Origin of the sequence: Aquibacillus halophilus, assembly GCF_009649745.1 — a bacterium.
Classification (GTDB): Bacteria; Bacillota; Bacilli; order Bacillales; family Amphibacillaceae; genus Aquibacillus; species Aquibacillus halophilus.
Genome location: NZ_WJNG01000001.1, coordinates 226136 through 248369 on the forward strand (window position 1 = coordinate 226136; position 22234 = coordinate 248369).

Annotated in this window: 22 protein-coding genes and 1 riboswitch; of the genes, 10 read left to right on the forward strand and 12 right to left on the reverse strand. The window is 36.4% G+C overall.

Annotated elements, in window-relative coordinates; all coding sequences use genetic code 11:
* Positions 1-15 precede the first annotated feature (15 nt).
* The 6 genes from galU to GH741_RS00995 form a co-directional block, all read right to left on the reverse strand.
* A complete protein-coding gene (galU, locus tag GH741_RS00970) occupies positions 16-894 on the reverse strand; it encodes a UTP--glucose-1-phosphate uridylyltransferase GalU (RefSeq protein WP_153734903.1) in 879 nt (292 codons plus the stop codon).
* Between the two features lie 363 nt (positions 895-1257).
* Positions 1258-2025 carry a tyrosine-protein phosphatase gene (locus tag GH741_RS00975; RefSeq protein ID WP_153734904.1) on the reverse strand — a complete coding sequence of 256 codons (768 nt, stop codon included), beginning with the start codon at positions 2023-2025 and terminating at the stop codon, positions 1258-1260.
* A gap of 170 nt (positions 2026-2195) precedes the next feature.
* The gene (locus GH741_RS00980; RefSeq protein ID WP_153734905.1) at positions 2196-2957 is read right to left on the reverse strand and encodes a tyrosine-protein phosphatase; all 762 of its coding nucleotides are present in this window, start codon (positions 2955-2957) and stop codon (positions 2196-2198) included.
* Positions 2958-3197: 240 nt separating this feature from the next.
* Positions 3198-3893 (reverse strand): CpsD/CapB family tyrosine-protein kinase, encoded by a 696-nt coding sequence (locus tag GH741_RS00985; RefSeq protein ID WP_153734906.1) that lies wholly within the window; start codon positions 3891-3893, stop codon positions 3198-3200.
* On the reverse strand, positions 3868-4620 hold the full coding sequence (locus tag GH741_RS00990; RefSeq protein ID WP_153734907.1) for a YveK family protein: 753 nt from the start codon (positions 4618-4620) through the stop codon (positions 3868-3870). Before GH741_RS00990 ends, GH741_RS00985 begins: the two co-directional genes overlap by 26 nt.
* A 412-nt stretch (positions 4621-5032) precedes the next feature.
* Positions 5033-5118, reverse strand: a riboswitch (cyclic di-GMP riboswitch).
* A gap of 321 nt (positions 5119-5439) precedes the next feature.
* The gene (locus GH741_RS00995; RefSeq protein ID WP_153734908.1) at positions 5440-6075 is read right to left on the reverse strand and encodes a GntR family transcriptional regulator; all 636 of its coding nucleotides are present in this window, start codon (positions 6073-6075) and stop codon (positions 5440-5442) included.
* 236 nt (positions 6076-6311) lie between these two features.
* Here GH741_RS00995 and GH741_RS01000 point away from each other — a divergent pair, with 236 nt between their 5' ends.
* The 9 genes from GH741_RS01000 to GH741_RS01040 all read left to right on the forward strand — a co-directional run bounded on the left by GH741_RS01000 (position 6312) and on the right by GH741_RS01040 (position 16895).
* Complete coding sequence (locus tag GH741_RS01000) at positions 6312-7130, forward strand: aspartate/glutamate racemase family protein (RefSeq protein ID WP_153734909.1); 819 nt, start codon at positions 6312-6314, stop codon at positions 7128-7130.
* A gap of 69 nt (positions 7131-7199) precedes the next feature.
* Positions 7200-8456, forward strand: a complete 1257-nt coding sequence (locus GH741_RS01005) for a ribulose-bisphosphate carboxylase large subunit family protein (protein ID WP_153734910.1) — start codon at positions 7200-7202, stop codon at positions 8454-8456.
* Between the two features lie 14 nt (positions 8457-8470).
* Complete coding sequence (locus tag GH741_RS01010) at positions 8471-9838, forward strand: four-carbon acid sugar kinase family protein (protein WP_153734911.1); 1368 nt, start codon at positions 8471-8473, stop codon at positions 9836-9838.
* Positions 9839-9930: 92 nt separating this feature from the next.
* Positions 9931-11001 carry a TRAP transporter substrate-binding protein gene (locus GH741_RS01015; protein WP_240795371.1) on the forward strand — a complete coding sequence of 357 codons (1071 nt, stop codon included), beginning with the start codon at positions 9931-9933 and terminating at the stop codon, positions 10999-11001.
* A gap of 79 nt (positions 11002-11080) precedes the next feature.
* Positions 11081-11584 (forward strand): TRAP transporter small permease, encoded by a 504-nt coding sequence (locus GH741_RS01020; protein ID WP_153734913.1) that lies wholly within the window; start codon positions 11081-11083, stop codon positions 11582-11584.
* A complete protein-coding gene (locus GH741_RS01025) occupies positions 11581-12858 on the forward strand; it encodes a TRAP transporter large permease (RefSeq protein WP_153734914.1) in 1278 nt (425 codons plus the stop codon). The genes GH741_RS01020 and GH741_RS01025 overlap by 4 nt, the downstream gene beginning before the upstream one ends.
* A 463-nt stretch (positions 12859-13321) precedes the next feature.
* Positions 13322-14737, forward strand: a complete 1416-nt coding sequence (glcD, locus tag GH741_RS01030; RefSeq protein WP_153734915.1) for a glycolate oxidase subunit GlcD — start codon at positions 13322-13324, stop codon at positions 14735-14737.
* Positions 14734-16071, forward strand: coding sequence for a (Fe-S)-binding protein (locus GH741_RS01035; RefSeq protein WP_153734916.1), 1338 nt, complete (start codon positions 14734-14736; stop codon positions 16069-16071). Before glcD ends, GH741_RS01035 begins: the two co-directional genes overlap by 4 nt.
* Before the next feature lie 398 nt (positions 16072-16469).
* Positions 16470-16895: a hypothetical protein gene (locus GH741_RS01040; protein WP_153734917.1), complete on the forward strand. Its 426-nt coding sequence runs from the start codon at positions 16470-16472 to the stop codon at positions 16893-16895.
* Positions 16896-16945: 50 nt separating this feature from the next.
* Here GH741_RS01040 and GH741_RS01045 read toward each other — a convergent pair whose 3' ends face one another.
* The gene (locus tag GH741_RS01045; RefSeq protein WP_153734918.1) at positions 16946-18085 is read right to left on the reverse strand and encodes a CdaR family transcriptional regulator; all 1140 of its coding nucleotides are present in this window, start codon (positions 18083-18085) and stop codon (positions 16946-16948) included.
* 252 nt (positions 18086-18337) lie between these two features.
* Here GH741_RS01045 and GH741_RS01050 point away from each other — a divergent pair, with 252 nt between their 5' ends.
* Positions 18338-18583, forward strand: a complete 246-nt coding sequence (locus GH741_RS01050) for a hypothetical protein (RefSeq protein ID WP_153734919.1) — start codon at positions 18338-18340, stop codon at positions 18581-18583.
* Positions 18584-18836: 253 nt separating this feature from the next.
* Here GH741_RS01050 and GH741_RS01055 read toward each other — a convergent pair whose 3' ends face one another.
* The 5 genes from GH741_RS01055 to GH741_RS01075 all read right to left on the reverse strand — a co-directional run bounded on the left by GH741_RS01055 (position 18837) and on the right by GH741_RS01075 (position 22048).
* Positions 18837-19265: a DinB family protein gene (locus GH741_RS01055; RefSeq protein ID WP_338079182.1), complete on the reverse strand. Its 429-nt coding sequence runs from the start codon at positions 19263-19265 to the stop codon at positions 18837-18839.
* A 265-nt stretch (positions 19266-19530) separates the two neighbouring features.
* Entirely contained in the window at positions 19531-20103 is a 573-nt protein-coding gene (locus GH741_RS01060; RefSeq protein WP_153734920.1) for a DJ-1/PfpI family protein, read from the reverse strand.
* A 444-nt stretch (positions 20104-20547) separates the two neighbouring features.
* A complete protein-coding gene (locus GH741_RS01065; protein ID WP_153734921.1) occupies positions 20548-20685 on the reverse strand; it encodes a hypothetical protein in 138 nt (45 codons plus the stop codon).
* A gap of 511 nt (positions 20686-21196) precedes the next feature.
* Positions 21197-21703: an acyltransferase gene (locus GH741_RS01070; RefSeq protein WP_153734922.1), complete on the reverse strand. Its 507-nt coding sequence runs from the start codon at positions 21701-21703 to the stop codon at positions 21197-21199.
* A 168-nt stretch (positions 21704-21871) separates the two neighbouring features.
* A complete protein-coding gene (locus GH741_RS01075) occupies positions 21872-22048 on the reverse strand; it encodes a hypothetical protein (protein ID WP_153734923.1) in 177 nt (58 codons plus the stop codon).
* Positions 22049-22234 lie beyond the last annotated feature (186 nt).

Below are 22234 nucleotides of genomic sequence, written 5' to 3' on the forward strand. Positions count from 1 at the left end.
AGTCAGACAAAAAGTTTAACCTTTCACTTCCTGTGTTAATAACTCTCTAAGAATCTTTTCTACATCTGGTCCTAATTCCTTATCATTTAATGCAAATTCAATTGTAGTTCGAATAAATCCTAACTTCTCACCTACGTCATAGCGTTTACCTTCAAAGTCATAGGCAAATACACCATGGTCATTGTTCAGCTTTTCGATTGCATCGGTAAGTTGGATTTCTCCACCAGCACCAATATCTTTTGCTTCTAAAAAGTTAAATATTTTTGGCGAAAGAATATACCTACCCATTATTGCTAGATTAGACGGTGCCGTTCCCTTTTCAGGTTTCTCAACAAGGTGCTTTACCTGGTAACGACGACCTTTCTGACTGCTTGGATCTACAATGCCGTAGCGATGCGTTTCATCCTCTGGCACTTGCTGAACCCCAATAACTGATCCACCAGTTTCTTCATATTGATTGATCAGTTGCTTCAAACAAGGTGTTTCTGCTTGGACAATATCATCACCTAATAACACTGCAAATGGTTCATCACCAATAAATTTACGCGCACACCAGACAGCATGACCTAAACCAAGAGGCTCTTTTTGCCTAATGTAATGGATTTCAACCTTTGCCGGATGCTTCGCTTTTTCAAGCAGTTCAAACTTCCCTTTTTTTATTAGGTTATCTTCTAGCTCAAAATTGTTGTCGAAGTGATCCTCAATCGCACGCTTGCCTTTTCCTGTAACAATGATGATATCTTCAATTCCGGAAGCAACTGCTTCTTCCACTATATACTGAATTGTAGGCTTATCTACAATCGGTAGCATTTCCTTTGGCATTGCCTTCGTTGCTGGTAAAAACCTTGTCCCTAATCCAGCTGCTGGAATAATTGCTTTTCTTACTTTTTTCATACTTATTTTCCTCCAGTTTGTTACAAATAGTAAGTAGTCATAATAAATAACTAGTGAAAAGATACAAATAAGTTTAGTTTATATCTCTTCACTAGTTGTTTAAGGTTCAATTTACTTCCATTTTTCTTCCATATAATTAATCATATAGTACTTTAAACAGATAGTAAATAATATTCTGTCAATTTAGCTTGTAAAACAACAACTTTCGCAATCAGTACCCCGGATTGTTCTGAGCCTAAGTTTCTAATGAAGTGCACATTTCACATATAAAATTCCCATAAACTCAGTTTAAAAGTGACTCGTGGGACTATGGATGCACTATTAGCCGAAAGGCTTAATTTTAAAAAAAGTGGCCCTCACCCATCAAAACAACCCTAAAAACTTCTTCTTCGCTATCCGCTCTGGCACATCCCCAACAACTGTACCTGCATCAATCAAATACTGTGAATTTTCCCTAAAGAAATAAACAAATGAGTTTCCATAGTTTTCTTCTATATTTTGATATGCTTCTTGCATACAAAAACCACGAGTCGTGGTGTTGTGTGCATCCGATGCAATAAAATGCGTTAGATTGGCTTCAATCAACCGATGTGTAAATTTTTGTATTTTCTTCCCAAATTTACCAGTTACACTCGCAGCTGTAACCTGTGTCAGCGTACCATTCTTAACGAATTCATATAATTGGTCTGGGTCTTCTATTAGCTCTTTATTTCGTTCAGGGTGAACAATGATTGGTTTATATCCTTGAACTTGCAAATCAAAAAGGAGTTTACTTGTGTAACGAGGAACACTGTTTGAAGGTAGTTCCACAAATAAATATCCACTTGTCTCATTAAGTGGTAGTAGGTGTCCTTGCTCTAAGTCGTTAGTCATCTGTCCATTTATTCGTGTTTCTTGACCTGGTAGGACTGTTAAGGGGATGTTTTCTTCTAGCAATCTTTCATTTAACGATTTAACTTGTGATATTATGTCAGTTTTATAGTTTTCATATCTGCCATTTAAATGATGGGGTGTTGCTATAATCGTATGAATACCTTGAGATACAGCTTCCTTAGCCATGGCTACACTTTCTTCTGTGTGACTAGCTCCATCATCTAGGTGCGGTAGAATATGACTATGTATATCAATCATTTTGAACATCCCCCTTACTTCTCTATTAACAATAGTACTAGTATAACAGGGTAGTGTTGGAAATAAAATAGCATTAAATGTCGATTTTTGTCGTTTTTAAGAAATTATATAGTAAGAAGGACACAAATAACCAATAAAGCGTTCTCAGCTTTATTGGTTATTTAGACTCACTATATTATTCCGAAGATTTTGTTCTTTTTAATTCGGTGCGGTTCTTGCCCAATCACCGGATCCCCACTCTTCAACATTTTAGTATTTTGAATAAAATAATCCATAGTAGCTCTTCCGAATGTTTTATTTATCTCCTTGTAAGCTTCCTTCAAACAGACCATTTCTTTATTTTTTGCTGCCGTTGCAACAAAGTGAACTAAATCAGCTTCTATCAGTTGATGACTGAATTTTTGTACTTTTTTGCCAAATTGTCCAACAATACTGCCTGCCGTAATCGATGCAAACGCCCCATTTTTCACTAAGTTGTAAAGCTGATTCGGACTTTCAATTAATGTTCGATTGCGTTCAGGATGAGCCAAAATTGGCCGATATCCTCCCATCTGTAATTCAAATACGAGTTGACTAGCATAACGGGGTACATGATTCGTAGGTAGTTCCAATAAAAGATACCCACTGATTTCATCGAGCGGAAGCAAGTTACCTTGTTCTAGACTGCTCATCAGCTCCCCATTCATCCGGGTCTCTTGACCTGATAATACGGTCACAGGGATATTTTCTTTAACTAGCCTTTCGTTAAATGCTTTCACATTTTCAATTACTTCCATTTTAAAATTATGATACCTACCATCCATATGATGAGGAGCTGCAATAATCGTATGGATACCTTGATCAGCAGCTGTTCTTGCCATTGCCAAACTTTCCTCCATATGTTTTGCACCATCATCGATCGCTGGTAGTATATGGCTATGTATATCGATCAACTTCCCCACACCTCTCTGTACGCTATATAGAACAAAAATGTCTAAATAGAGTATAACAAAAGAAATTTGAAGATGTATGGGAGGTTTTGTCGAATGTATTTTTTTACAACACTTTATTACCATTTCAATTAAAGGGTCAACTTATAAAAGCAAAAATAGAGATTCCCCTCTTCGCGAGTTGGGGAATCTCTACTAACTTGTCTATATCAATCCGATCAAATGTTTCCTAGGAAGGAATTCCTATTTTGTACCATAATAGTAATAATAATTATCTTTCTTTTGCTCAACATCATTTAAGACAACACCAAGCAACTTGGCTTTAGCAGATTTTAGAAGGTCTCTTGCCTTTTGAGCTGCTTCATACTCTGTTTGTTTGCTACGAACAACCATTAGTACACCATCACAAATGTTAGCTAAGATTGGCGCATCGGTAACTGCTAGAACTGGTGGTGTATCAAATATAATCATATCGTATTGCGCTGATGCATCTCGGATCATTTTTTCCATAGCCTTCGAACCTAATAACTCCGACGGATTTGGTGGGATTGGCCCACAGGTTAGAATATCTAAGTCTTTTATGTCTGTCGCAATCACTGAATCCACTAAAAGTCTTTCACCAACAAGTACATTACTCAACCCAATTCGATTATCTGCTCGAAAGGTATAATGAATGGTTGGCTTTCTTAAATCCGCATCAACCAGTAACACCTTTTTTCCTTGTTGCGCAAAGACAACAGCTAAATTGGCCGTCACTGATGACTTACCTTCTGAAGGTCCTGCAGAAGTTACGAGCATTGTTTTCAATTCGCCATCGATATGAGAGAACTGCAGATTAGTCCTTACGGTACGGTATTGTTCCGATATTGGGGAATGAGGGCTTAATTTTGTAATTAGATGCCTGACATTATTCTTAAACTGTTTTTTTCTTTTGACCATCAAAATCTCCCCTTCCTCTTCGCTTCTTTACCGCTGGATTAAACTGACTAGTTATAATATCATCTTCCTTTATATGAGGAATTACTCCAAGTACCGGAAGCTCTAATTTATTTTCTATATCCGTTTGGTTTTTAATTGTATTATCCAGATACTCAAGTAAGAATGCTAAACCAACACCAACCATTAGCCCTAATACAAGTCCAATAGCGATATTTAAAAGTGGTTTTGGATTGACAGGCTGCGGATTAGCCGGAACAACTGCTTCAGTTAAAATATTAACATTATTCACGTTTAGTAGAATTGGCACTTCATCTTGAAAGACTTCAACTGTTGTATTAGCAATCTCCGCTGCCATGCTAGGGTCTGTGTCTGTGACTGTTACTGTTACAACCTGAGAATTCTGACCACTAGATATTTGGATTGCTTCAGATGATAACGGAGCACCGATTTCCTCGGCAACCACATCTAAAATCCTTGGACTTTTTATAATATCGTTATACGTATTTATAAGTTCTAAACTAGTTCGAATATCTGCAGAATTATATTCCATATTTGCTTGGGCATCTTGTTTTACTAGAAACTGTGAACTAGCTTCATAGGTTGGCGTTAAGATAAAGAAGCTTACTATAGCACTAATACCAGCAGCACCTACCATGAGCAAGATAATTAGTAGCAAACGCTTTTTAATTACTTCAAATATTTCCTTCAGTGAAATCGTTTCTTCCATGCAAGTACCTCCGGTTGATTTTTTCATTTAAATTAAATTAAGTAAGTAGTTTAATAGATTTAAATACACAAACGAAATTATATCATAAGTTTACATTGTTTAGGTGACAAATTTCTGGTAATAATCTTTTATTTTAAAATAAAAGGAGTATCCTTGTTTTAATGATCGACAAGGATACTCCTTTATCTAGCATATTTTACGTTCTCACATATAACTTAGTTGCAAATCAACTTAAACTAACTTAAAGTTTTCGTTTGGTGATAGGACATTCTGTTTCTTAACCTGCCTTTGATTTCTTCATCAAGACAGCTTGGATAAATAGTTGAGTAATAGTTAAATAGTATTTGATGTATTAATTTCAACAAAAAAACCTCCAGAAAATAATTTAATCGCACGGAGGTGTATGTAAGTATTCGGTAACTGGCTAGCTTTGTCTGGAAGACTTTAGCTCCTATAGTTTTGCGTCCTCACCTTTCAATGAGTTTGCCCTTTCGTACGATTATTCAGTTGTCTTTAATATAACACACTTTAATTAGACCATGAAGCGACAAATTAACTATTTTTAAGACATCACTTAACCACTAATGGTACTTAATAGTTCATCAAATAGGAGTAATTTCTTGCAAATTTATCCTTTATAGGTAATTTGTACTAAATCCCTAACACCGATAGCCAGATCTGCTAGGCCCGTACCGGCTATAAAAGCGCAATTGGCTAGTGGTTCGGCGCATTTTTTCCGGATTCAGCGCATTTAACCTTGGCGGAACAATCCAAATTGTTAAAACCACAACACCGATCTACTTAAACGTTAATACATTCCTAGGAAATTAATATTAGTTTCCCTTTCACAAAATGCTCAGTTAACTCGCTTGCTGCTTTTTCACCATTTCCGGCAAAAATATGATCTACTATTAATAAATGTTCCTCATAAGCAATGTTGATTCTTGTTTTCTTCTTTTTCATAACGGTAATTGCTATAAAACGAAGCTTATCTCCAATTTGATCGAGTATGTGAATTATTTCTTTGTTATCATATATTTCAGCTAATGCCCGGTGGAATTCAAAATCTTTAATAGAGAAGTTATAAAAATCATCTTGTTCCATATATAATTTTTGCTGTTCTAGTATTTGTTTAATTCTTGCTTTTTCATCTTTATCGATTTCTCGTTCAGCCAGTTGTTTTACTACGTATGATTCTAGTGCACTTCTTAAATCGTAAATATTTATTGCCTTTTCAATTGACATACTTTCTACCATAATACCCTGCTTTGGAGACTGCCTTACAAACCCCTCAACTTCAAGTTTCTCCAAAGCTGAACGTATCGGTGTCCTACTCATTTCTAATTTCTCAACTAATAATCTTTCCGTCAAAAATTCTCCTGCCTTGAGTTCTCCAGTAAGAATTAAACCTTTTAGTTCCTGATATGCTTTTTCTTTTAGTGTTAAAGTTTCCAACTTGTCTCATCCCTTTTCGTTTTCGACTGTATATAATACATTTTTAGCGATTTGCTTCTAAATGTCAATAAACTTATATACAATTCGTATACCTAATGTATATTATGTTGGATTTATATTGACACTCACAAAGAAAAGATGTAATATTCAAAATAATTAATCAGTATATATATGGTATACAACATGTATATCAGATGTTGGTTAAATTTTAAGTTGCTAAGAAATGGAGGGATTAAATGAAGAGTTACTTAGATTTCAATGCTTTGGAGATGTTTGAGAACTATATGAAGATGGTAGGCACCCCACTACTAAGTGATGAAGAAACTGAAGAAAAAAGGCTGTACGGCAAAAAAATTGGATTAGTTAACGCTGCTTCCTGGATACAGCTCTGGTGTTACTATTTTGGTAGATTACATCTCCCAGGAGTTAAGTTAATTAATGTAGGAAATGAAGCCGTTCAGTTGCATTTTATGAAAGCGTTTCAACAAGGGGAACAATGCCCCCCTCAACGGAATATAGAGATCTTTTCTAACTATGCCACAGAGGTTGCAGAACTTAATGGTGGTGTAGATGCAATTATGGTAACTTGCTCTACGATGAACCGGAGTTATCCTGCCGTTAAAAAGGCCGTTGAACCCTATGGCATACCAGTTATTACAATCGACCAGCCTTTAATGGAAAGCGCGGTACGAATTGGCGGAAAAATTTTAATCATCGCAACGGTTCAGACGACGGTAGACAATACCAAAAAACTCTTAGAGGAAACAGCAATGGCATTTGGTAAATCTGAATCACTTGAGTATTCCGGGGCTGTTGTTGAGGAAGCATTTTCCTTATTAGGGGAAGGACGAATTACTGATCATAATGAGCTAATTGCTAATGAAATTAGAAAAGCTCAGGAAAAAGATGCTATTGACCAAGTAGTATTAGCCCAACTATCAATGAGCGTCTTTAAGCTTTCTTATCCAAATCCAGAGTCTAGTTTTGGAATACCTGTTTTAACTAGTGGTGATGAGGGCTTTAAAAAACTTAAAGAGATTCTGCTGGAACAGTAACCTCTTAACAAATTTATTATTTGGTGTAATGCAAATCGGATTAACTTTTACAAGACTGGAGGTTACGTAATGAAAAAACAAGTTATTGCTACTTACCTTATTGAAACAGCCTATTCATTAGAACATGCTGCTCAAGTAATGGCAGGTGAACAATCAACTGGTACTTTTTTAGCATTGCCGGGGGAAACAGAAAAAATTAAGCAAGAACACGGCGCAGAGATAATAAGTATCAAAGAAATAGAAACCGTTTCTTCCCCTTCTCTTCCTGGCGCTAAAGTTCCTGATGGAAGTATAGCAAACTATCATCGCGGAGAAGTTATCCTGTCCTTTCCATACCATAACTTCGGACCATCAATTCCTAATTTATTAGCTACCATTACTGGTAATCTCTATGAATTAGAGGAATTTTCTGGACTAAGACTTATGGATATTGATTTACCAATTGATTTTACTGAAAATTACCTAGGTCCTCAATTCGGCATAGAAGGAACACGGAGTTTAACAGGTGTTACCGAGCGTCCAATTATTGGTACGATAATTAAACCTAATATAGGGTTAAAACCTGAAGAATTGCGTCCTTTAGTAAGAGAACTAGCTTTAGCAGGAATTGATTTTATTAAAGATGATGAAATCAATGGTAATCCACCTTTTGCTCCTTTAAAAGACAGAATTAAAGTTGTAATGGAAGAAATTGAAAGAGCCGCAGACATAACTGGAAAGAAAACAATGTATGCCTTCAATATTACTGATGACATCGAAAATTTACATCATAATCATGATCTTGTCGTTGAGGCAGGTGGTAACTGTGTCATGGTTAGTATAAACAGTATTGGATACTCTGGTCTTTCCTATTTAAGGAAGCATAGTCAAGTACCCATTCACGGTCACAGAAATCAGTGGGGGCTTATGACCCGTCATCCCTATTTGGGTATCGATTTCACAGCATACCAAAAGTTATGCAGATTAGTTGGTGTTGACCATTTACATGTTAATGGACTAAATAGTAAATTTTATGATTCGAACGAGTCAGTAATCAAATCCGTAAGTGATTGCCTTAAGCCAATGTTTAATGGATACGAAGCTTTGCCAGTACTTTCTTCCAAACAGTGGGCAGGGCAAGCACCTGTAACATATGAAAAACTTAAGACAATTGACATAATGAATATTGCTGGAGGTGGAATTCACGCTCATCCAAGTGGACCGGCTGCAGGATTCAGAAGTATGATTCAGGGATGGGAAGCAGCAATGGCTGGAATCCCACTTAACAAATATGCTGAAAAAAATCAGGAACTTAAGGAAGCCCTGATTAAATTTGGTAAAGGTTAAGGAGGGAAACTGTCATGCAATTACCTAATCTAAAACTATGTTTCTATGGAGATGACTTCACTGGATCAACGGATTCCATGGAAGCTTTAACAAATAGCGGACTAAGGACTGTCCTTTTTTTACAGGTTCCTTCACCAGATTTATTAAATAATAAATTCTCTGATGTTCAATGTTTTGGGGTTGCTGGAGTCAGTCGTCAAATGGACACGACTGAAATGGAAAATGATCTGCGCCCCATCTTAGAAAAATTGATGACTTTTGATACTCAGATAGTACATTACAAAACCTGTTCTACTTTCGACTCTTCACCTAAAGTTGGAAGTATAGGGAAAGTCATCGATATGGGTAAAGAAATTTTCCCATATCAAAAATTTATTCCTTTACTGGTAGGGGTCCCTTTACTTAAACGATACACAGTGTTTGGTAATTTGTTTGTTGGTGTAGATGACACAACATATCGGTTAGACCGACACCCAACCATGTCTAGACATCCTGTTACTCCAATGAATGAATCTGACTTACGCCTACACTTAGCACAACAGACAACTAGTTTTATAGAGCTTCTAGATATTAACGACATGACTGGGGATATGGATACAGTAAACAAAAACTATCAAAAACGCATAGAAATGAAACCAGATGTACTATTGTATGACACCCTAGAAGATGCGCATTTGTTAAAGGCTGGAGAACTGATTTGGAATGAGTCACTGGAAACCCAACAATTCGTGGTTGGTTCATCAGGTGTAGAGTATGCACTCGGGAAGTACTGGAACAGTATAGGCATTGCTAAACAATTAACTAAAAAGCAATTGAATTGTAAAAAAACTAATCAACTATTGGTAGCATCAGGCAGTTGTTCACCAGTTACCCATAAACAGATTGAATGGGCATTAAATAATGGCTTTGAAGGCATAAAAATTCCTAGCCAAGATTTAGTACATCCCGAAAAAAAGGATGCTGTTAAACGTAGGGTGCACAAAGAAGCATCCGATATTTTAAAGACAGGAAAAAGTCTTATTATCTATACTGCACTTGGTCCAGATGATCCTTCAATAACGCAAACAAAAGAACTAATGTTATCACTAAATCTAAATACCCATAGTTCAGGAAAAATTATTGGTCAACAGCTTGGCGAAATTATTAAAGACATATTATTAGAAAGAGATTTGCAAAGAATTGTAATAGCCGGCGGAGATACATCAGGATTTTTGACACAAGAACTTGAAGTATATGGTTTAGAAATGACTAAACCAATTGATCCTGGCGGGCCATTATGTCGAATTTATTCAGAAAATGAAAGATTCGATGGTCTAGAAATAGCACTTAAAGGTGGCCAAGTTGGAGAAGAAGATTATCTTGGAAAATGCTTAACTATTTAGATCATAAGTGTTTTAATAAAACATTTTATTGAAAACGTTTGCAGTTATTGCTAATTTATAATAATAGAAAAGGGGTTTTTCTTTTGAAAAAAATGATAATGTTTTTAATGATTGTATTGGCTTCATTCCTGGTATTGGCAGGATGCTCAGAAGATTCATCAGGTCAAGATACGAGTGGCGACCAAACAAATGGGGATGAAACAAGTGAGCAAAATGAAGAGGAAGAGCAGTCAACTGATGAGCCGATCGAAATCCAATATTCACACCCTAATGCACCAGAAAGTGTTGCTGGGAGACAAGCTCAACAATTTGCCGATCTAGTAAGCGAAAAAACTGATGGTCGAGTAACTATTCAAGTTTTTCCATCTGGCCAATTAGGTAACTTACAAGAGATAACAGAAGGCGTAAAACTAGGTACGATTCCTATTAGCCATAATACGATGGCTGCCAACGGTTCTCTATTTTCCGACCTCGCTGCGTTAGATACACCATACTTATTTAAGGATGTCGATCACATGTCACGGGTTATGGATATGGATTCACCTCTTATGGAAACATTAAATGAAAGGTTTGTTGAAGAAAGTGGTGTTCGATTATTATATACCTTCTACTTTGGAACACGTCACCTAACTGCCGATCAACCAATTAAGCATCCAGATGATTTAAGTAATGTTAAAATCCGTTCGATTCCTTGGGATATTTATACTACCACTGTAGAGGGTATGGGAGCTGAGGCTACTCCAGTTGATTGGTCAGAAGTACCTACCGCCCTACAAACTGGTGTTGTAAATGGCCAAGAAAATCCTCTTGATGTTGTGGTGTCCAATAGCCTCTATGAATTACAAGACTATCTGATGCTAACCGGACATATCATTGCAAGCTCGGGGGTTATTATTAATGAAGAAACATGGCAGAGTATACCCACAGATGATCAAGAGTTAATTATGGAAGCTGCTAATGAAGCAAGAGACAGTGCCATCGAATGGAATAAAGAAATAGAATCTAGTGCATTAACTGAAATTAAAGAAAAAGGTATGGAAGTTATCGGTGAAGAAGAAGGTCTAGATGTCGATGCATTTGAACAACAGATTACCGAATTAATTCAAGAAAGATTTTCAGATGAGTATGGCTATATTTATGATGAAGTAAACAGTATTGAATAAGGTTTAAACAACCTATCATTTAGTAGCCAAGCACATGCTTGGCTACTAAATTGGTAGTCTCTGGGATGGAGGAAGTTTGATGAACAAAACGCATAATAACACATTCGATAGTTTAATTGATTTGATAAATAACATTTATGAAAAATTAAGTCTATTTTCCTTACTTGGCTTAACCATTGTTGTATTACTTCAAATCTTTTTTAGGAATGTTTTAAACTATAGTTTCTCTTGGGGTGGAGAATTAGCTATATATATGAATTTTTGGTTAGTATTTTTAGGCGCAGCTGTAGTTTTTAGGGAACATGGGCATGTGAAAATGGATTTTTTAATTAACAAAGCAAGCGCAAAACTCCAAAAAGGTGTTGAGTTATTTAATTATTTAGTTACACTGTTTTTTATTCTATTCTTCTTGTACAGCTCAATAAAACTGACGAATCAATTAAGTGATGTAGTAACACCTGCAATGGGTATGCCTTACATTATCTTTGTTATCCCCCCTATCCTTGGTTTTACTTTAATGTTGCTAATTATAATTAAACAATTCATTGTGTTTTTCACAAGGGAAGCGAGGGATAATAGATGAGCGGTATTTGGATTATAGTCCTTTTTGCATTTTTCATCATAATTAGGCTTCCTTTAGCTTTCAGCATGGCTATTCCAGCTGTTATTTATTTATCAATAGAAGGTATCCCAATCCATTCACTATCTCATAGGATGATAAATGCGGTAAATTCATATACGTTATTAGCAGTTCCATTGTTTATTTTTGCTGGTAACTTGATGAACTCATCCGGGCTTACCGATCGAATATTTAAATTTATTCTTCTCATAGTAGGAAATATACGTGGAGGCTTAGCTCAAGTAAATGTACTTGCGAGTCTTGTATTTTCAGGGATATCTGGTTCAGCTTTAGCTGATATTGGCGGAATTGGCAAAGTGCTTATTCATACGATGAATAGTTCGGGCTACAACCAAAGAACATCCGCTGGTATTACAGCTGCATCGGCAACTATTGGCCCAATTTTCCCACCGAGTATACCGTTAATAATCTTTGCTGTAGTAGCTCAAACTTCGGCGGTACATTTACTGATAGCTGGAATAATACCTGCATTATTGTTAACTGGATTACTAATGCTCCAAATAGCATACATGGCCAAGAAGTATAAATATCCTAAAAATGAAAGTAAGACAAACTTTAAAGAGTTGTCTAGCGCATTCTTATTTGCAATCCCCGCTATTATGACACCAGTCATTCTAATTGGAGGATTACTGTTTGGTTTTTTTGGACCTACAGAATTAGCAGCCTTCACCGTTTTATACATTGTAGTGTTAGGTAAATTTGTTTATAAAAAATTAACTATGACTAATTTACTAGATTCATTTAAAGAAACTGTTAGATCTACGGCAATTATTATGTTTATTATTTCTGCCGCATCGATTTTTGCATGGACACTAACTGTTTCTCAAATTTCATTACAAGTTACACAGCTGTTTTTAGGAATTACTACTAATCCTATCCTAATGCTTCTAATTACAGCAGTACTGTTATTACTAATTGGCACGATTTTTGAATCAATGGCAGCAATTTTAGTATTTACTCCAATTTTACTGCCACCACTGACGGCTGCAGGAGTTGATCCAATTCATTTTGGTATAGTGATGATTTTTACACTTATGTTGGGACTACTGACACCACCGGTTGGAATGAGCTTATATCTTGTTAGTAGTATAACGAATTTACCAATGGAAGAAGTAATCAAAGGAGTCCTTCCTTATTTCATTGTTCTTTCCATTACATTGCTATTAATTATACTTTTTCCACAATTATCTTTATGGCTTCCCACACTATTTTACTAGTTGATATTAACTCTAGCCCAATAACAAATATATAGACCTAAATTTCTGCAACAACTCACTCTATAGATTAATCTATTATTTTAGCCATGCCAATCACATCCTACACAAGATATCACTGAAGATTATCGTACATTATTAGGGGTTAAAGTGGGAATTAATCCTCCAATAATGTTTGATGATGTAGTAGGGGTGATTGGCTTACAGGTATCCTATAAAGGTTAAAACAACAAGGAATTGAGTATCTATATTAGTACTATTTATTATTGTCTTAAAAAGGATAAATGAAATTATTTTATTAGATCAAAACAAACCAAAACACTTTATATGCAGAACCCCCTTTTTAGATGAAAACACAAATAATCATTAAATTATACTTATGTTATTGTATTTTCATACATATATTTTTGGGAGTAATATATTCAAAATATAGATAAATAGATTTTTACATGAAAGGTGGCTCCCCATGTTATCAACTGCCATTAAAGAAAAATTAATTCAAATCGTTGGAAACCAAAATTTTCAGGACTCAAAGGCTAGTCAGCTTGTCTATTCCTTTGATGCAACCCCACAATTCCAGACGCTGCCTGATGCGATAGTTTCTCCTCACAATACTGGTGAAATATCAGAGATTGTTAAGATCTGTAATGAATATAAAATTCCAATTGTTCCAAGAGGTTCCGGAACGAATCTAAGTGCGGGCACGACTCCTGTTGAGGGTGGTATTGTGCTTTTGTTCAAGCACATGAATCAAATTCTTGAAATTGATGAAGAGAATTTAACAATTACTACCCAGCCTGGGGTGATTACTTTAGATTTGATGAATCGCGTCGAAGCTAAGGGGTTATTTTATCCGCCAGATCCTAGTTCAATGAAGATTTCGCAAATTGGTGGCAACATTAATGAGAATTCTGGTGGATTGCGGGGACTTAAGTATGGTGTCACGAGGGACTATGTGATGGGGCTTGAGATTGTCATGCCGAACGGAGACATTATACGTACTGGCGGAAAGCTTGCCAAAGATGTGGCTGGCTATGATTTGACTCGGTTATTTGTTGGTTCGGAGGGGACGCTCGGTATCATTACCGAGGCAACACTGAAGCTTTTGCCAATGCCAAAGGCCAAGAAAACCATCCTCGCATTGTATGAGGATCTTGATGCAGCTGCCCAAACGGTATCAAAAATTATTGCAAACCGAATTATTCCGATTACATTGGAATTTTTGGATCAAAAGACAATCCAAGCTGTCGAGGATTTTGCCAAGATTGGATTGCCTACCGATGTGAAGGCTGTTCTATTAATAGAGCAGGATGGTGAACCAGAAACTGTCGAAAAAGATATTGAAAAAATTGCTGAGTTGTGTAAGCAAAATCATGCTGTTGAAGTTAAGATTGCTGCATCAGAGGAAGAAGCTGACGCACTTAGAACAGCAAGAAGGTCTGCTCTATCCGCACTAGCACGACTGAAGCCAACTACTATCCTAGAGGATGCGACGGTACCAAGGTCTGAGATTGCTAAAATGGTAAGCGCCATCAACCAAATAGCCGAAAAGTATGACGTCGAGATATGTACGTTCGGTCATGCTGGTGATGGCAATCTGCACCCTACCTGTTTAACGGACGTTAGAAATGAAGAAGAAATTGAGAGAGTTGAAAAAGCATTTGAAGAGATTTTCAAGAAAGCTGTTGAGCTTGGTGGGACGATTACTGGCGAGCATGGGGTCGGTGCAATGAAGGCTCCCTACTTACATTTAAAGCTTGGTGAGGCTGGTATTGCTGCGATGTACGGCATTAAACAAGCGTTTGATCAAAACAACATTATGAACCCTGGTAAGATTTTCACCAAGTCGACCCGTAAAAGAGTGGTGGTGAGCGAGTCATGAAGCAAATTGAAAAGACGAGAATTCAAGAGCAGTTTAAGGAAAAAATGGATTATGATGAATTGTTAAATTGTATGCGATGTGGCTTTTGTTTGCCAAGCTGCCCAACCTACATTGAGTCAGGCCAGGATGAGGCTCACTCCCCTAGAGGACGAATTGCCTTGATGAAAGGTGTCGTTGACGGAATAATTGAACCCGATGATGATGTTAAGCGCTCGCTAGATATGTGTCTTGGCTGTCGAGCCTGTGAGCCAGTATGTCCAGCCGACGTTAACTATGGCCATTTACTTGAGCAAGCTAGAGACATTATCTACCAGAATAAAAAAACCTCAATGCCGGTCAAAGCATTGAGAAGAGTAGTATTTAATGATCTTTTCCCCCATCCAAACCGGATGATTGGAGTAACAGGAGTATTAGGATTTTATCAACGAACTGGCATGCAAAAGGTTGTCCATAAATCTGGCTTTATGAAGTTATTTCCTGATTCCTTACAATCAATGGAGAAAGTATTACCTAAGGTTGCCTCAAAGAAAGAAATGAAGAACAGACCAAGGCATTTTGAAGCGATTGCTCCCCAGAAGAAGAAGGTTGCCTTTTTTTCTGGTTGTCTTATGGATACGATGTTTCTGGAAACAAATAACTCAACGACAAAGCTGTTACAATATGCAGGATGTGAGATTGTTGTTCCCAGTAGTCAAGCTTGCTGTGGTGCCTTGCATGGACATGGTGGAGAAAAAGACAAAGCCAAACAGATGGCCAAGAGAAATATAGCTGCATTTGAGGATGCAGAGGTTGATTACATCATCACCAATGCCGGTGGCTGCGGAGCTTTTCTAGTAGACTACGATCATTTATTGAAGGATGATGTTGAATGGAAGCAACGTGCAGAGGATTTTTCCAAAAAGATTAAAGACGTGACAAGTGTTTTAGTAGAGTTGGATTTCCATAAACAACCCCTCTCTTTAGATGGACAGATTATAACCTACCAGGATTCCTGTCATTTGAAAAATGGTCAAAAGACTTTTATGGAACCAAGAACATTGCTGGAATCGATTGAGGGCTCAACCTATGTTGAGATGAAGGATGCCGGCAGATGCTGTGGCTCTGCTGGGATATACAATATCGTAGAATCAGAGATGTCGATGCAAATACTAGATTACAAGATGGAACAAACCAAGGCAACCAACGCCAAAACCGTAGTAACAACAAACCCCGGCTGCCTCTTACAAATGAAGATTGGGATTGAAAGAGAAGGCTTTTCTGATCAAGTTCAGGCAGTGCATATAGTTGATCTACTGCTGGAGGCGTATGAGAGAGCGCATACCGTGACGGAGTAAGCACATAAAAGTTAATAAAGGGCGCATATATATTAAGGTTTGGCGCATTCCAAGTGTTGGAGAGGGCACTCAAGCCGGATAAGAGCGCATTTCCACCGAAGAGTAGCGTATATAACATGAGATTGGCGTATACCTGGTGGCGGAAGACGCATAACCATTAATTTTTAGCGCATTTCAAATATTGGGTGCGCGTTTATGTTAGCTTCAAGTGTATTTAACCCAGTACTGTATGAGTTTCAATTCACATTTGGGAGATAGCATTTGCTTTCTCCAATTGAATCTACAATAATATTCAAATTATTATTTGCCATTTTTTTACTGATTTATGGTAAAATCATATTATTTACTAGTAGGTCTTTCTATTCAGTACACTAAATAAGTAGGAGGGGGTGTGAAAATTGTATAAATCACTTAAGATTTTTGGTCTTATACTTATTCTGTCTATTGTATCCGGTTGTGGTTTAATTACTGATGCGTTTAGTGAGTCACCTAATGAAGAAATAGTTTTTGGAACAGGTACATTTGAAGAAGGAATTGCAGAACAGAAATCTACCTTCAGTCAGGAAGAAGATTTTTTGTTGGATGCAGTCTTTAGTGAGCCTTTTGAAACTACAGAAATTCAATTCAGTGTATTAAAAGAAAGCAATGGTAGTGAAGAAATTTACCAACAATGGTCTGATACGGTGGATCCAACGTGGGAAACATTACTCTATGAATTTCAAAGAGTTGAAGCAGATGGACAATTCGATAAAGGGAATTATATATTACGTATGTACAAAAATGATTCTGAACTTATCGGAGAAGGAAATTTTACCATTGAATAGTAGGTAAACCAATTAGGACGTGTAGCTCCATTTAAGAGTACACGTCCCTTCTAATTTAACAGAGCAGAGCTTCCACCTGTTTCACTAAGGTAACAAAGCGCTACGAAAAATAAGGTGATTCCCTCTGTAGTTCTTGGGTCGATGCCAGTTAATTCTTTAATCTGCTTTAAGCGATAATGGAGTGTGTTGGAATGTATGTGTAGGGAGGCTGCTGTTACTTTTATTGATTGATTTTTCAGCAGGTATGTTCTCAGAGTTTCTATTAATTGTTTGTCGTCTTCCATGCCCGTTAGTACTCTCTCAGTAAATTCCCTTCGTGTTTGATCACTTACCTCCTCCAAAATAATATCCAAAAACAAATCCTCATAGAAAACAATTCCACCTTTATTTTTTGCTACTTTTAATGCTTTTTCTGCTTCTGCATAGGCTACGTTAATATCATATTTTACTACTGAGCTACTAATTCCAATCGAGCACTTAGACTCATATTTCTTTTCAAAATATCCCTTCCATCTTTTGTATTCGGTTTTTAAATAGGATTTAGAGGTTTGTTCATCATATTTTTTTAATAACAAAAAACGTCCTTCTCCCCATCTAATGAAGAAATCATCGGGGGTGCTAGCAAATTGTTTATTCATCCAATTGGTCTTTTCAGACTTTATCGATTGCTGCTCAAGCTTAGACTCTATTTGCATAAGCACACAAAGGTATGAGATGCCTATCGGTATTCCGAGCATTTGCCCTTGGTGAATAAAAGCTTCGTCTACTTCCTTGGTAATCACCCACTCATAAAAAAATGCCTCTAACCCTCTCATTTCCCATTCCTTTTGTTCAAAATGATAGGCCTCTCTAATCATTAATTCAGTCATTTTCCTCAGCAAGTCTGCATATCCTTCAATTTCAGAGGGGATACCAGTTATCCCGATGACACCAATTACATTACCATCAAAAAAAATAGGCAAGTTGATTCCAGCCTTAACTCCCTTTAAAACTTTAGCACTTTCTTCAGTGATGTGGAGCTTTTTCTTTGTCTTCATGACAAGCCTGGCACCTTCGTGGAAAGTCCCAATCCGATTTTTATCAGTAGATGCAATAATGATTGCCTTTTGATCAACAACAATCACATGCTCCTTCATGATGACTTGAACTTCATCGACAATCTTCTTCGCAAGCTGTGGTAATAACTGCATCCGTTCCACCCACTTTCATTACTTAATGATTCCATATGTAATGAAAGTAATCCTTCTTTATAACGAAAAATCGCTAAAAGGATTGAGGGTGTTCAGTTCTCGGGGGAATTATTGCAGATCAGGTTGGGTTAATCATTAATTTTAGCAAACATTAGTCAAGAAAGAATAGCCACAAAAAAACTGCAATTTAATGTTAGAATTGTGTTATTAATAAACAATACATGAGAATCTATTGAAAAAAGGGTGTACGCTATGTCGAAGGTTTATTGTGATAAGTGCTTACAAGAAATCAAGATAAGAGATGACTTGGTAACTTCAACATTAGCTTTTGAGGTCGTCCCATATCATGAGGATTGCTATGATAAAGACTTGAAAGGAGCCAAAACATTCTTCTTATCTAATAAACCTCTTAATGGTTTTTCCGGAAACTTTAGTTTTATTCTTGCCATTATTTTGGCTATCGGATGGTTACTATTTGCTAGCGACACGACTAAATAGTTAACAATTCTTGCAATCATTCCAGTTGGTTACAGACTTTATTCTTATTTAAACAATGAAAGATATACAGAAAAATAGTGAAATCTGTTTTGGCAACTGTCTAGCAGATGACACACGTGCAAAATGAAAAACGCACCAAAATTCACATGATTTTCCGCAATTTATTTCACATTGTAAATCGCATTAAAAGGGCTTAGAGATAAATTCTCTTAGCCCTAAACTTAGTTACTTTAGGTGCATTTTTTACCATACTCTACAAATTCCAGTCCAGAACCCACTTTTTAGGTAAAGCAATGCCTGACTGTTTAAATGCCACATAGTATTGTCCTTGATGAACACCCTCGTGATGTATTGTTGTACCTTGTAGTTCAACGATTGACAAATAATTTGAACCCAATTTTATTTGTTTAAATTTTGTTTGTCTAAATGTTGAAACTAACTCTTCCATACTTCTTTCCAATTCGTCAATTATATTTTCATTCGATGGTAATGTACCGGGAAATTCAACTGTTCCAGTTCTAAGACCATCACTATATACATCACTTACCCGAACCATATGTAAAAACAGTTTTCTCAATGTACCTAACTCTGGAATCAATTGAATATCCCATTTACTCTCTGGAACCTCAATCGCTAAAGCATTTGTCAATTTTGCCGAATATACAAATCCATTTACATCCACACTCTCAATCCTCCATATACATTAATATATGTACTTATTTATTTTTAATATAAAACTTTAGCATTCCTGTAGTGCAAAATATCACAATCTCTGTTTTATCTCTATTATCATTTGAACACATAATAAAAATACCGCAGTGAATTCTATAACGAATATCACTGCGGTAATATTGGAGAATGAGTTATTTGCACCTCTTAAGTGAACCCGTCAACAAAATTTCTGAGTGTTTTTGCTTCAGGATAATATGAATCTTTAAAGGTTAAAGTTATACCGTTACATTCTTTTCTACATTTAAAACCTTGAAGAACTCTTTCATGAATCCCGGCAAATCTGGCCATGCATGACCGGATACAATGTTTCCATCTACATGCAGCATTTTTTCCATGTAAATTCCACCAGCAGCCTCTACTTCAGGTCGGCATGCGCCATAAGCAGTAACTTCACGACCTTGAATATACTGTCTAACGGTAGTTAGCACTAGCATCCCGTGACAGATGACCCCAAGTGGCTTATCCTCACTAAGGAAATGTGCGGCAATTTCCTGCACTTTTTCATTCATACGGATGTATTCTGGTGCACGACCGCCTGGGATAATCAAACCGTCAAAATCAGCAGGATCAATATCAGCTACTGCAGCATGAGAATCAAGTTTATAGCCAAGCTTCTCCGTATAAGTTTCTACCTCTGGAATAAAGTCATGGACAACTGTTTGCAGACTTTTCTTCGTTGGGGATGCGATCGTAACATCAATACCCTCTTCCAATAGTCGATAGTAAGGATAATAGATTTCCAAGGACTCTACTGCATCACCGGTTAAAATAAGTACTTTTTTGCTCATTCACATCACCTTTTCTATATTATTTTAGTTAATAACACTCTTTAAATCTACTAGTAAACTTGCGGAGTTAATAGATTCACTAAATTTGCTGTTATACTAGTTTTCTAATTAACGTAAGCGTTTGCAATTTACCTTTAGAAGTTAGTCCCTCCTCCCAATCGAACTGGAAATGACCCACTATTAAGTAATTCACTAACAATTATAGATTCAGGACAAAGCCAAAACTATATATGAAAGTATGAAAATAACCCAAGTATTTCCAGTATTTTTTGTATCATAACACAATGTTAGTAAATTAAAGTATGGTATTTTTGCAGAGGACTTAAACAAGAGTAAACATGGATCCCGAAAATTATACTAGTGGGAGAAACTCAACAAACGACCTCCGTTAGTTGGGTGTTGTTAATTCAGATTATAAAGTAAAAAGCCCACAGACTAGTGGGCTTACAATCTAGAAAATATTTCACTTTTACTAACACCAAATCTTTCTGAAGCCTTACTAACAGCATCTGACTTAGACATACCTTCAGCAAGAAGTAAAAATACATGAGCAATGATAATCAGCCAACTTGTCGCTCCCATAAGTATCACCCTTTTTACTTTTACTATCTTTATGGTCAAAAAAAGCGACATTTATACATCGACACTAGGCATAATCTTCGTTAATCGCCTTATCAAAAAAATTAGTACCACCTCATTTTTTTAAGCTACTACCTTAACTAATATTTATTTAGGGAAGTCTCCTCCCCGTTAAAGCCGGGATTTTTTTATGTAAATGGAGTAATTCAGGAACAAATCATGTGGGTTGATGGCTGGTTTGTCAGCTAGCGGATTGTTTTACAAAAGCAAGGTAACTAAAAGGGGGTTAAATAATGGTATTTACAGTTGCAATTGAAGCAGAAAATGGAAAAAATACACTAGGTAAAACGTATTCCCGAAATGAATATGAGTAGGTGTTTAATTTACCAAACCTAACGCAGGGTAAATAGATGTAAATTTTTCGGGAAACTCTCGTCTTTTACAAGCTTGCTTCAATGACTGAACCCTCCAAGGAATAAAAAAAGACACTCAGTTAAGAGTATCTTATTAAAATTTATTCAATTTCTTTAATTCTTTTAGCAGGAACCCCAGCATATATTCCGTTTGGTTCGCAATCTTTATTCACCACTGAACCTGCAGCGATAATACAGCCATGACCGATTGTAACTCCCGGTAAAATGGTTGCACGAGCACCAACCCAACATCCCTGTCCTAATTTGATAGGCTGACCTACCCCTTTGCCTGCTCTTTTATCACTATTGCCCATTTCATGAGATGAAGTACAAAACAATACATCCATTGCGATTGAACAATTTTTTTCTATCTCAATCTTTCCTGCGTTATCAAAGAAGCAATTATAATTAATAAAAGAATTTTCACCGATGGAAATATTATTACCTCCAAAAAAACAACCAGGAGATATATTTTTGGTTTTCGTTTTAATTCCGTACCATTTATAGATGATATGCCTGATTACCGTAGGAACAACATAAGATGAAGCAATTTTATTAATGATAAGATCCCTTTTTAATGTTCTTACAAAATGTTTTATTTTCCCCATTTTCAACTTTCTCCCAACATCCATTTTAATCCCTATATTATCATAGAATGGAGTTAGATTACATCGGAACTTTGATTGTGACATTGCTGACAATAAACTATAGACCTCCGCTAGTTGAATGTTTCTTAGATCGTAATTTCTTCCAACTTAGATACTGTGACCCAACACTCAAAACGGCATTGTCCTTGTGGTCGCTCTTGTTTTACTTTTTAAAACTCTGAATATAAGGTTGTAAAACTGGTGATTAATTAATGATAAATCTGTTTCTGTGAATACCTTCTTTGCCCCTACCTGTATTGAACTAGGAGTAGCTTGTAAATCTAAAATAGTTTCTCCCGTTTTCATACATCATGCAAATTTTCAACCAATACCATTCTTTTTTGTGTTTTTGTAACATCAAATACCTGAGGTAACACCGTTCGAAGTGGTGTAGTTTACCAAAAATGTATGTAATCATAATTTATTAATATGTCTATTTTCTCTTTTACAGCCTACCGGAAACAACATGCTATATCGAGGTAATGTTCTCAT